This is a genomic window from Natronobacillus azotifigens, from assembly GCF_026805325.1.
Lineage (GTDB): Bacteria > Bacillota > Bacilli > Bacillales > Amphibacillaceae > Natronobacillus > Natronobacillus azotifigens.
Genome location: NZ_JAPRAT010000002.1, coordinates 72725 through 85161, shown reverse-complemented (window position 1 = coordinate 85161; position 12437 = coordinate 72725). Strand labels below are relative to the sequence as shown.

13 protein-coding genes are annotated in these 12437 nt (G+C 36.7%); all 13 read right to left on the bottom strand.

Going from position 1 to position 12437, the window contains the following annotated elements:
- Window position 1 precedes the first annotated feature (1 nt).
- The 13 genes from panB to OWO01_RS01395 all read right to left on the bottom strand — a co-directional run bounded on the left by panB (window position 2) and on the right by OWO01_RS01395 (window position 12436).
- Window positions 2-838, bottom strand: coding sequence for a 3-methyl-2-oxobutanoate hydroxymethyltransferase (gene panB, locus OWO01_RS01455; protein WP_268778645.1), 837 nt, complete (start codon window positions 836-838; stop codon window positions 2-4).
- Between the two features lie 280 nt (window positions 839-1118).
- Entirely contained in the window at window positions 1119-2153 is a 1035-nt protein-coding gene (locus OWO01_RS01450; protein WP_268778644.1) for a biotin--[acetyl-CoA-carboxylase] ligase, read from the bottom strand.
- The gene (locus OWO01_RS01445) at window positions 2129-3328 is read right to left on the bottom strand and encodes a CCA tRNA nucleotidyltransferase (protein ID WP_268778643.1); all 1200 of its coding nucleotides are present in this window, start codon (window positions 3326-3328) and stop codon (window positions 2129-2131) included. The genes OWO01_RS01450 and OWO01_RS01445 overlap by 25 nt, the downstream gene beginning before the upstream one ends.
- Window position 3329: 1 nt before the next feature.
- Window positions 3330-4457, bottom strand: a complete 1128-nt coding sequence (gene bshA / locus OWO01_RS01440) for an N-acetyl-alpha-D-glucosaminyl L-malate synthase BshA (protein ID WP_268778642.1) — start codon at window positions 4455-4457, stop codon at window positions 3330-3332.
- A complete protein-coding gene (gene mgsA / locus OWO01_RS01435; protein ID WP_268778641.1) occupies window positions 4454-4876 on the bottom strand; it encodes a methylglyoxal synthase in 423 nt (140 codons plus the stop codon). Before mgsA ends, bshA begins: the two co-directional genes overlap by 4 nt.
- A 19-nt stretch (window positions 4877-4895) precedes the next feature.
- Window positions 4896-5705 (bottom strand): 4-hydroxy-tetrahydrodipicolinate reductase, encoded by an 810-nt coding sequence (gene dapB, locus OWO01_RS01430; RefSeq protein WP_268778640.1) that lies wholly within the window; start codon window positions 5703-5705, stop codon window positions 4896-4898.
- Window positions 5698-6054 (bottom strand): nucleotide pyrophosphohydrolase, encoded by a 357-nt coding sequence (locus OWO01_RS01425; RefSeq protein ID WP_268778639.1) that lies wholly within the window; start codon window positions 6052-6054, stop codon window positions 5698-5700. The genes dapB and OWO01_RS01425 overlap by 8 nt, the downstream gene beginning before the upstream one ends.
- 791 nt (window positions 6055-6845) lie before the next feature.
- Window positions 6846-7109, bottom strand: a complete 264-nt coding sequence (locus OWO01_RS01420) for a sporulation protein YpjB (protein ID WP_268778638.1) — start codon at window positions 7107-7109, stop codon at window positions 6846-6848.
- A 62-nt stretch (window positions 7110-7171) separates the two neighbouring features.
- A complete protein-coding gene (lhaT, locus tag OWO01_RS01415) occupies window positions 7172-7768 on the bottom strand; it encodes a lipoprotein heptaprenylglyceryl N-acetyltransferase LhaT (protein WP_268778637.1) in 597 nt (198 codons plus the stop codon).
- A gap of 103 nt (window positions 7769-7871) precedes the next feature.
- Entirely contained in the window at window positions 7872-8432 is a 561-nt protein-coding gene (locus tag OWO01_RS01410; RefSeq protein WP_268778636.1) for a ReoY family proteolytic degradation factor, read from the bottom strand.
- Between the two features lie 77 nt (window positions 8433-8509).
- On the bottom strand, window positions 8510-9760 hold the full coding sequence (locus OWO01_RS01405) for a tetratricopeptide repeat protein (protein ID WP_268778635.1): 1251 nt from the start codon (window positions 9758-9760) through the stop codon (window positions 8510-8512).
- Between the two features lie 267 nt (window positions 9761-10027).
- Window positions 10028-11317 carry a 3-phosphoshikimate 1-carboxyvinyltransferase gene (gene aroA, locus OWO01_RS01400; RefSeq protein WP_268778634.1) on the bottom strand — a complete coding sequence of 430 codons (1290 nt, stop codon included), beginning with the start codon at window positions 11315-11317 and terminating at the stop codon, window positions 10028-10030.
- A gap of 18 nt (window positions 11318-11335) precedes the next feature.
- Window positions 11336-12436 (bottom strand): prephenate dehydrogenase, encoded by a 1101-nt coding sequence (locus OWO01_RS01395; protein ID WP_268778633.1) that lies wholly within the window; start codon window positions 12434-12436, stop codon window positions 11336-11338.
- Between the last annotated feature and the right edge of the window lies 1 nt (window position 12437).

Here is a 12437-nt window from a genome sequence, read left to right as displayed (position 1 = left end):
ACTATTCCCCCATCTTTTCAGGTAAAACAGTGTTTGGATCCAACAAATAACTATGTTTTTCTTCTGGGAAATTATTTGCTTTTACATCTGCTACATACTCTGAAATTGCATGTTTCGTTACTTGATTTACATCCGCATAGGTTTTCACAAATTTAGCTAGGCGATCTACACCATATTGTAAAAGATCATGATAAACTAACACTTGTCCATCACAATCAACTCCTGCCCCAATTCCAATCGTGGGAATAGTTAGACGACTTGTAATTGTTGCTGCTAGTTGCTTCGGTACACATTCTAATACACAAGCGATTGCTCCATGAGCTTGTAAAGCTTCTGCATCATGAATTAATTTTTCTGCACTTTCCTGGTCCTTACCTTGCACTTTGAAACCACCAAACACATTTACCGATTGTGGCGTTAATCCAATATGAGCAACAATTGGAATTCCCGCATTTGTTAATCTTTGAACGACAGTAAGGATTTCAGGAGATCCCCCTTCAACCTTAAGAGCTTGTGCTCCGGTTTCTTGGAAAATTCTTTTGGCTTGTTTCATGGAGTCTTCCAGGGATATATGATAAGACATAAATGGCATGTCCACTACAACAAATGTATTTGGTGCTCCTCGTGTAACAGCTTTCCCATGATGAATCATATCATCTACTGTGACTTGAATGGTTGATTCATATCCTAACACTACCATTCCTAAAGAATCTCCAACTAAAATCATATCAACATTAGCTTGCTCAACGAGCTTCGCTGAAGGATAATCATATGCCGTGACCATCGTAATTTTTTCCTTATCGTACTTCATATTTTTTAATGATATCGTATTTTTCATAACAAAACACTCCTCATATAAAGTGAAACTTCAATCAGGGGGTGGTTTCTCCACTGATTGTTAGCCCTAAAGGATGACCTAAAGGCCCTTGAACCATTCGGGGTGCTAGCGTCCGTTGCTCGAACGTAAACAACATTAATTCTCTTGTTGTTTTGAAGTGAGAGTCTTACGGACGGTTGCTCCGGGATAAAGTGAAACTTCAATCAGGGGGTGGTTTCCCCACTGATTGTTAGTTGAACCATTCGGGGTGCTAGCGTCCGTTGCTCGAACGTAAACAACGTTAATTTTCTTGTTGTTTTGAAGTGAGAGTCTTACGGACGGTTGCTCCGGGATCAGATGAAAACCAATCAATCTCCGCTGAATAGAGAGAATCTATGCGTCCTGACTCGGTCTCCATTAACAAAGCTCCATCCTCTGCAATTCCACGAATGAACCCTTTTTGCTTAGCCTTTCCTGTTTGATAAGTAACTTCCTTGTTCATTTTATAAGCATATTGTTCCCAGCTTGCTTTTATCAAATGAAAACCCTCATCTAAATATTGCTGATAACGACGTTCTAAGCATTCTAGCAATAGTTGAATAAACGTTGTTTGATGAAAAGTTTTACCTGTTTCTATTTGCAAAGATGTTGCTATTTCTCTCACCGAAAGATCCATCTCTTGATACGACTGATTTACATTGATGCCAATGCCAATGACAAGATAATGAATTTTATCTTGTTCAGCTTGCATCTCTGTTAAGATTCCGGCAAGCTTGCGATTATTCAGTAACAGGTCGTTTGGCCATTTAATGGCGGGAGTGGTTTGGGATATCTGTTCGATTACTTCTGCCAATACAGTAGCCGTTACTAATGTAAGTTGGGGCGCCTTCATTGGTGAGATATCTGGCCGTAAGACGACACTTAACCAAATACCTTGATCATTATCAGAATACCACTGTCTACTCAAACGCCCTCGACCATTCGATTGTCTATTCGCAACAATCACTGTTCCATGATCACAACCTTCTTGAGCATATTCAATAGCAGTTGTTTGTGTAGACGAAATACGATCATGGTGAACAATCTCTTTCCCTAGCCACTTCGTATGTAATCCCCATTGAATTGTATTTGCGCTTAGTTTATGAGGTACTTCTACAATTCTATAGCCTTTGTTAGGGACTGCCTCGAACTGGTATCCGTCTTTCTCCAACTGCTTCATTTGCTTCCAGACAGCTGTCCTTGAAATTTCTAATGTTTCTGATATCCATTGACCAGAAACAAAAGAACCTCCTTGTTTTGCAAGTAATTCGATTAATTGTTCTCGGGTGGATGACACGAATTGACCCACTCCTTTATGGCATCAATGTTATTATCTATTTGATTTTCTACTACCGCATACTCTATTCGGTTCAGAAGTGTTTGTATCCATTGACCTTTAGCACGATCTGGATACCATATAATGATATCAGTCCCTGAAACCGCTAACTCTTTTCTTGATTGAATCGCTAAATGTTTCCTTCTCGCTTTTAGATCACCCACAACAAAGGAGTGAAATAATGCTTTCACTAGACGAAAGAAACTTTCATAGAGTGATTCAGGAAACTTATAAATTAGCCAATTGGACAATCCATCTACTTTGTATTCTACTAATGATGTTACTAACTGCTCTGCATTTCGGAATGTTTCCTTGGACTGTTTAAAACTTTTTGTTAGTTGCTTCATATCTACTTGATCGTCTTTCATTTTTAGATAAGCAAAACATTCATATAGTTTTAATAAGGAAATCGGAAGATCATATAAACATTTGATAAGAGATCGATCGAAATGCAAAACAGGGAAGTAAGTCCAGACATTTAGCTCTTTAAAGAGTTTTAGAGCAGTTCTAAAATTGGCACCAGCTAACATTTTCTCAAACTCAACAGATATACGTTCGATCGCTAAGTGTTTGATGAGATGAATTTGTTTACTTATTGCCGTTAACGTAGCCGGTTCCACTTCAAGATCTAACTGACTAACAAATCGTAAAGCTCGTAACATTCTTAATGGATCTTCCGTAAATCGATCCTCAGGATTACCGACAGCTCGAATTAATCGACGCTCTATATCTAATTTCCCCGAATAAGGATCGATGATTTTACCTTTCTTATCCATGGCAATCGCATTAATCGTAAAATCTCGTCGTGCTAGATCATCATAAATAGAACGCACAAATTCAACTTGATCAGGATGTCGATAATCTGTATAACCAGTTTCTGTACGAAAAGTAGTTACCTCAAAGGATTGGTGATTGTATCTTACAATTACCGTACCATGTTCAATTCCTACTGGAATTACTTTTGTGAAGATCTCTTGGATTTCTGTCGGTGTCGCTGATGAGGCAATATCGACATCATGAATTTTTCTGTCATTCAAAAAATCTCGAACTGCTCCACCAACAATATAAGCACGATGACCTTTTGCTTCGATCTCTTCTATTATTTTAATTGCATTATAAAAAGTTGATTCAAACATATTACTCACCCATTAAGACAGCGTCGTAGATTTGTAAATATTGTTTCAAAATTTTTTCAGAGGAAAAATTATCGCTAACATGATTTAGTGCATTTATGGAAAATCTGTTCCATTTTTCATTATTCTTTAGCAAATCAATTGCATGTTTGGCTGCATTATCTATATCGCCTAATGGAACAATAAATCCATTTTCACCCGGTACGATAACTTCAGGTATACCGCCAATTTCTGTCCCAATACAAGGAACACCACATGCCATGGCTTCGATTAATACCAATCCAAAACTCTCTTTTTCCGACATTAGCAGTTTAAGGTCAGCAATGGAGAACAATCCCGCAATATCATTTTGTTTCCCTAGAAATAATACTTGATCTTGAATATTTAGGTTTTTTACAAGTTCGTACATCTCTGAATATTCAGGACCATCACCAACCAATAATAATTTTGCTGAGACTTGTTCTTGAACATTGGCAAAGGTTCGAATGACATCTTCTATCCTTTTTACTTTTCGAAAATTTGATATGTGAATAAGTACTTTTTCTTCAGGTTTTATTTTGTATTCTTTTTTTAATCGTTCATTTGATCGATAATAGTACTCTGTTTGATCAACAAAATTATACACTACATCGATTTTTTTTGTTATATCAAGCATATTAATGGTTTGCTGGACAAGACTATCGGATACAGCGGTAACTGCATCCGAATACTCAATCCCATATTTTATCATCTTCGTTAAACTACGATCAATCCCTAATACTGTTATATCGGTACCATGTAAGGTTGTAACAATTTTCACGTCGTGAGTCGCCATTTGTTTTGCTAAAATAGCACAAATGGCATGTGGCATTGCATAATGGACATGCAAAATATCAAGTTGTTCAGCATCAATAACCTCAGCCATTTTATTTGCTAATGCTAAATCATATGGTGCATGTTGAAATACTGGGTAGTGATTCACTTCAACTTGGTGAAAATATATACTAGGATACACTTTATTAAGCCGAAAAGGAACACTCGATGTAATAAAATGCACCTCATGCCCTTGTTCAGCTAATAGTTTGCCTAGTTCTGTTGCCACAATACCGGAGCCACCGACGGAAGGGTAGCAAGTAATACCAATTTTCATCATGTATTACTATCCAAGTTATCTACATCACGTACAATTTCTCGCCAAGCAAAAAAACCAGCCTCTAATGCACGAATAACGATCTCAGCACCAGCCAAATTCGTTACAAGTGGGATTTGATGAACATCACAAAGACGCATCAAGGCACTAATGTCCGGCTCGTGAGGTTGAGAAGTCAATGGATCACGGAAGAAAATAATTAAATCCATATCGTTTTCTGCAATTTTTGCACCTATTTGTTGATCTCCACCAATTGGGCCGGATTGAAAACGAACAACGGATAATCCAGTAGCATCTTGTATTTTTTGCCCGGTTGTGCCTGTTGCAAATAGTTCATGTTCTGCTAAAATGTGACGATAAGATGTTGCAAATTGAATCATTTGTTCTTTCTTTTTATCATGTGCGATTAAAGATATTTTCATTTTTTCATCTCCCTAAATTTTATTCTTTATCCAACATTAAGTTTTCTAAACCATAAACAAGTTCGTCCATGTTCACTACATGATCAATAGCAAACTTTATTCCTGACATAAAGGACTCTCGATGAAAAGAATCGTGTTGTATGGTTAAGTTTTCACCTGGCCCAGCAAAAATCACTTCTTGATGAGCAACAAGACCTGGTAACCGAACACTATGAATTCGCATTCCGTCAAAATCAGCACCCCTTGCTCCGTCAATCGTTTCTTGTTCATCAGGGTGCCCTTGTACTTTTTTCTTTCTACCTTCTTGAATTAATTCAGCAGTTTTTACAGCAGTACCTGATGGTGCATCTAATTTTTGATCATGGTGTTTTTCAATGATTTCTACATCAGGAAAATACTTTGCTGCTAATTTTGAAAATTGCATCATCAAAACAGCACCCATTGCAAAGTTTGGGGCAATAACTGCACCTGTCTTTTGTTTCTTAGCTAGCGAGGATAACTCCGTTATCTGTTCCTTTGTAAACCCTGTTGTTCCTACCACTGGACGAATACCGTTTTCGATCGCTTTTTTTGTATGACGATAACCAACTTCCGGACTTGTTAGATCAATTAAGACATCGGCTTCTTCATTGGAAAAGCAACGGTCAATATCATTATAAAACAATGCATCAAAATTTGGTAACCCTTCAATTTCTTTCACTTTTTTTCCGTCGTTATGTAAATCAATGCACGCTACTAATTCCAAATCCTCTTGTTTTTCAATCATACGTAAAGCTTCACTTCCCATTTTACCACTTGCTCCCGCAACAACAACACGAACTTTACTCATCCTGTTCACACTCCACTTCTTTTTTTGTCCATCTGTCTTTATCTCTTGTTTCGATTTTTGTCATCGACTGATCAAAAGCATCTTCCAAATTGATATGTAATGAGTTTGCAAAAGACAACAATACGAATAGTAAATCACCTAATTCGTTTTCGATTGTATTTTCGTCTTCTGTTATTTTTTTCGGTTTTTCTCCATAAACATGATTTACTTCTCTAGCTAATTCACCTATTTCTTCACTTAACCGAGCAATCATAGTTAAAGGACGGAAATAGCCTTCTTTAAATTGAGAAATATATGTATCAACGCGATCTTGCATGTCATGTAGAGTAGCTTTATTTTGACCTTCCATTATGATCTCCTTTTTAACATCCTTCTAGTACTCCTAAAATACTTCTTCTCTAATGTTAGCGAAAACTCATTCATTTGACAAATCTTTTAGTTAATTTGTCGAAATAATTTTGTGCAAGCAGAAAAACCGGTCTAATAATGACCAGTTTTTCTGTTTGTAATTAAAATTTGTTTGCTAAATCCATCATTGTTTATGACTAAGTTTGAATAAACTGTACATTAACGAATCATCCCGCTACGTCAGCAAATGGATTCCCTTTCCGTGGGCACAGCCTCAGCTAACTTGGTAAAGAAAAACACTTTACCAAGTGGATCTTCGGCTTGTGCTGTTCCCACAGGAGTCTCATCCATTTGCTGACTTCGCTGGTTATCAGAAACATTTGAAGTGTGTTTTTTATGCAGCTTTTAGGAGCTAAACTAGCGGATCAAATTACATTGGCGACACTCCTGCAGGAATAGCGAATGTTTTTGATGGGACGAGTAATCGCAGTCCCACGAGCTGAAGATCCACTCGGAAGTGCATTTCTTCCGAGTTAGCTGAAGCCGCGCCTGAGGAAAGGGGGCCAATTTCATTTGAGTAGCAGTTAGAGAGCACTACAGCACTGTTTGTGTCAAATTCTTTTTGGGAACGATATGTTTGTGAAACAGGGGATAATCTCGGCTCTCGTAATAAAAAAGACAGCTAACCTTCATGGTCAACTGTCTCTTTATTACTATTAATCATCATTAGAAAAGTGTGATACTGATCATATGCTAGCCACCATGATATCTTTCATAACTAAACATTCATACTCATTCATTTGAGTTCATTTTGTCGTTAGTCTTCTTTTGTTCTAGTCTTTCTTTCTTCTGCTCAGCCTGATATTTCCGAAAACCAACATACGTCAAAGTGAGGGCAATAACCCCCAAAATAATTAAAGAAAAAGTAAGAAAAGATATTTTATTTTGTGGCTCCGGTGGAGTTGTTAAAATATCCAGAACACTTAGGGAAGCCATACGTTTTAATCCATTTAATACAGTATAAGCTACTAATTGACCATACCAGCCAGCAACCATTAAGATCCCTTCTTTCACAAGTAAACTACAATTAGCTTATGAAAATATCGGGATTTGTAGAACTAATCATATTGATAGGTAAGTTGACTATTTTTGTGAATAGTTAAATAATAAGCAAGACCTATGGAGAGCATGCTTAACCAAAAAGTAAAATAACCGATTTCATTCATATATACATCTAAACTATGGTATCTAGGCATCATTTGATAAACATAATCAATAAAATCATTATGTAATGTCCAAACACTTGCAACAACAAGATGTCGCATTTTTATGCGATAAAAAGGAGCATATAAAAGGCCCTGAACAGCCATAGCCGCATGGGAACCAATTAACATGTAGCCTGCCCAGCTAAGGTCACCTGATACAATAAGCGTCAATATATTCATGACGACAGCCCATATCCCATACTTAAAGAGAGTTACTAATGCTAACGCTTCAATATAAGGGACATTTTTCCCGAAAATAAAGAACAGCAAAAAAATGGTGAAAAACAAACTAGCTGTAGGACTGTCTGGCACAAACACTTTAAAAATAGCTGGCGTTCGGGCAAGTTGATTTTCGTACCAATAATAGCCATAAATTGTTCCAAAAAAATTAATGAACAACAACATGATCAAGAAGGTTCGATTACGTAAAAGAGTAAAAATAAGATTCACTGTAGTTTCCTCCGCAAACAAGAAACCCCTTCCAATTGGTTGGGGTTCAGATATATTATTAAGATTATCATGTTAAAATCGATCTTACAAGTTCCTTTGTACACTAAATATTTTCATCATATGATTTTGTTAATGCCTGCAATTGTTCTAGATACACTTCAAAAGCAGCTTGATCACGGTTATCAAGAGCGGAATCAATCATTTGATGAAGATGCTTTTTTTGTGTTTGAAAAACAGTATAATCAATAAACTCTTTTGCGAGTTCTTTTTCTCTTTTCGTAATAAAGAAATCGTCAGGCAAATACGGATTATCTTCAAGCACAGCAATATAATGTGTATTTTGATTGGCGTTCTCGAAACACAATTGAATATAAATTGGTTCATCTCTATTTAACCGAATATCATGAAAAGATTTTTCAGCATCTGTAGTTACAATATGATTTTTATAGAAACGAAAAGGAACATCATTAGAGCAGTGGCTTGAAATAATGATTCCTCGTGGGCAAAAACGCGCTTCACGAATAAAGTGTACGTTCGCCAACAACGTGTCGTGGTTTGTTAAATAATTTAAGATCCAAACACTTTCACGCTTTTTCAGTTGATAATTTTTTAAAAACCAATGAATAAATTCCTTCTTATCCTGAACTGATACCGAAGTACTCAAACTTCTTCCCTCCTAATCATCGTTTAGGAAAGTAACACATATGATGAATTGGATGCCTTCACCCCTCTAAAATGTCATTATGCCTTTAATCTAGATAAGTATGCTTCTAATTCTGTGTCACTAGGTTCAATAGCTAAATACCGAGTGAAAATGGAAATCGCGTCATTTTTCCTCCCTTCTTCAACTAAAAAGTACCCATACTCCTTAAGGAAATCACTATCATCCTTAAATGTATTGTATGCATCTTGATAAAATTTTAATGCTTGCTGATATTCTTCTTCCTTTTCTAAAGCTTTGGCAAGCTCCCATTTATAGTATCCATCTTCTTCCCCTTGATCTATAATATGTGTGAGCAGGTCAATTATTGCTTGAAAATCTTCATCATCCTTATAATTTTCTACTAAAAATAATACCGCCTCTTTAAAACCTGGGTCAATTGCTACTGCTTCGCGAACAAATTGATAACCTTTTTCTGATTCCCCAATTTTTCGTGCCAGCATACCAGCTAGCAGAAATAAGTCTTTATTCAACGAATCCATGGCCAAGCCTTTTTTAGCCGTTGAATAGGCTTCCGGAATTAAGCCTTCTGATTCATAAACTTCTGCTAAGTATTGATATACAGAAGGGTATTCAGGATCTAGTTCTAATACTTTTTCCCACGATTTAATCGCAATATCTAAGCGATTTGCCTGGAAGCCAATAAAACCATAACGAAATAGTGTCTCTGTATCGTCTGACTCAGCCGTCTGATAATGCTCTAGTGCTGTTTCAAACTCTCCGATCGACGCATTAGCCTCTGCTAATCGATGTGAGATATCAATAGCTGCAAATACTTTTTGTTCCCGATATACTTTTTCGTAATGAGTGATCGCTTTTTGATATTCACCATTAGAAAATGCCAATTCGGCAAGAGCAAAGTCAATTAATAGTTCACTTGGCTCTAGTTGCTTAGCTTGTAACAGTTTTTGTTCTGCTACTTCAAACAAGCCCTGAGCTTGATAAAGGTCTGCCAATAGCAATAAGACGCTTAAGTATTGCGGATCCTTTTCATTTATGCTATTTAATAATTCAATTGCTTCTGGATCTTCTTCTAAATCGATATGTATTTCGGCAAGCGCAATTTTCACATCTGCTTCATCGGGGTATTTTGGTAGCAAATCATATAAAACTTCCTTTGCTTCGGTAATTAACCCTAATTCTTGATATAAATCAGCAATTGTAAATAATTCCTCTTCTTCCGCATGAGGTAGATGATTTGCTAATATGCGAAGTGCTTCTTCCGTATTGTTTTGTTCAATTAAATCGATGGCACGATATATTTTTTCCATGTCTTCACTCAACCCTTCTAAACACAAGATATCCTAAGAATAGCTTCATCATACCGAAAAAATTACAATCAAGCAATCATTAGCAAATAAACGAATCTTAGTTTCTGTTGTTTGAAAAATTATAAACTAATTTCTGTACTCTAAAGTGTTATTTATGCACGACGAAAAAACACCTTCCATTAGTCACAACATGACTTCTAGGAAGATGCTTAAGTAGTAGTTCGCAGTAAAATAAAAGTTATTCTTCTTACCGAACAAACTTTTTTCTTATTTTTTCAGTTTTGCTAAATCATCAAAAAATGTGGGATAGGAGATATTTATCGAATCCGGTTGGTGCAAAATAGTATCTGATTTTGCAATCAAGGAAGCGATAGCTATCATCATTCCAATTCGATGATCGCCATGAGAATCTGCTTCTCCTCCAGTGATCGGCGTTCCACCTTCAATGATCATCCCATCTTCTGTAGCTTCTATTTTTGCTCCCAGCTTATTTAATGTATGAACAACAGAAGCGATTCGATCTGTTTCTTTGTATCGCAATTCTTCAGCATCCCGAATGATTGTCGTTCCCTTTGCTTGTGTAGCTAGTAAAGCAACAATCGGTATCTCATCAATCATGCGCGGAATAATGTCGCCATCAATATCTGTTGCTTTTATGTCTGAAGATTCAACTGTAATCTTACCAATCGGTTCACCACCAATAAATTTTTCTTCTTCCACGTTGATCTTTACATTCATTTTCTGTAAGACATCGATAATCCCCGTGCGTGTTTGATTTAACCCAACATCAGTGATTGTAATTTTGCTTCCTGGTACAATTGCAGCAGCTACTAGGAAGAATGCTGCAGAAGAAATATCACCTGGTACTTGAATGTCTGTTCCTGTTAGGGTTTGCTCTCCTTTTACCGAGATTTTATTTCCATCAATAGAAATTTCTCCACCAAATGCTTGAAACATGTTTTCCGTATGATCCCTTGTTTTCGTTTCTTCAATAACCTCGGTCATTCCATTGGCAAGTAGCCCAGCTAAAAGAACGCCAGACTTAACTTGAGCACTCTTCACTGGTGGATGAAAAGTAATCGCTTGTAATTGTCCACCTCGAGTAGAAATTGGTAAATATTTACCATTAAAACGACCATCAATCTTCGCACCCATTTCACGTAGTGGGACTGCAACACGATCCATCGGGCGTTTTGTTAGTGATTCGTCACCAAACAAAGTCGTGTGAAAAGGTAATCCTGCTAAGACACCAAGTAACAGTCTAGCTGTAGTACCCGAATTGCCTAAATTAATCGGTTTTAAAGGTTCTTCTAATGCTTCTACACCATTACTTTCTATCGTTACGCGTTGCTCTTCTTTTTTTATCTTTACGCCCATTGCTTGAAACGCATGAATAGTTCTCATACAGTCTTCTCCATCTAAAAAATGAGAGATAACTGTTGTTCCCTTTGCAAGTGATCCGAATATAATAGCACGGTGCGATATCGATTTATCTCCAGGCACAAGCATATTTCCAACTAACGGTGATGTTATTGGGTGTAATGTAATCTGATTCATAAATAAATATACTCCCCTCTACTCCTCCAGCATCGTTTCATAGCCATTCTTTGTGAGATGACGATGACTAGCTAACTGGTCTTCTTTTGTTACAAAACTTAAACGAAGTACTCCAGTGATACCTTCACGAATCTCGAGAATCTCTATATTTTTAATACTAATATCTTTTTCTGCTAATAATGAAACAACTTTTAATAGCGCTCCTGTTTGATCGAATATATCAACAAATAGATCATAAAATGCAGGAATAGCGCCTCGTTTTGTCTTGTCTAATCCGTCTCGGAATTCTTTCGCCTGCACTAAATAATCATACATCTCAACTTGATTGTCTGTTTGAAGCAATTGTTGTAAATCATTCATTTCCGCAATCCAATCCGTTAATAATCGAGAAATTACATGCTTATTTTGGAAGAATATATCTTGCCACATTGCTGGATTACTCGATGCGATTCTCGTAATATCACGAAATCCACCTGCAGCAAGGCTCGGAATTTTTTCATGTTTTGTTTGCCAACTTTTTGCTTGATGTACAAGTGAAGAAGCAATGAGATGTGGAAAATGTGAGATAACACTTGTCATTTCATCATGTTCCTCTGGGTTTAATTCAATAAAAGTACTTTTTGTCCCTGCTAATACATCTTTTAAAAGTGCTATTTTCTCTTTTGGACAATCATTCGTTGGTGTTAAAATGTAAATTGCGTTTTCAAATAAATGTGATTTCGCTGCTTCAATTCCTTTTTTGTGTGAACCTGCCATTGGATGACCACCAATAAATGTTACCAATGGTGATGTAATACACTCAGCCGCTTTCTCAATTGATCCTTTTACCGAGGATACATCCGTAATTATGATCGGTTTCTCCAAATTAACCTCATTGATCTTATGGATTAATTCAATCGTTTTAGATACCGGTGCAGCTAGAATACAGATATCGGCTTGCTTGATACCAACTTTAAAATCTGCAACACCCTCATCTAAAATTCCGTTCTCTACTCCATAAGCAATCGCTTTAGGGTCTATATCATAACCGATCAAATGATTATCGTTATTTTCTTTCATACTTAATGCTAGTGACCCACCAATTAAGCCAAGTCCAGCAATCAATATCGTTTGTGCCACA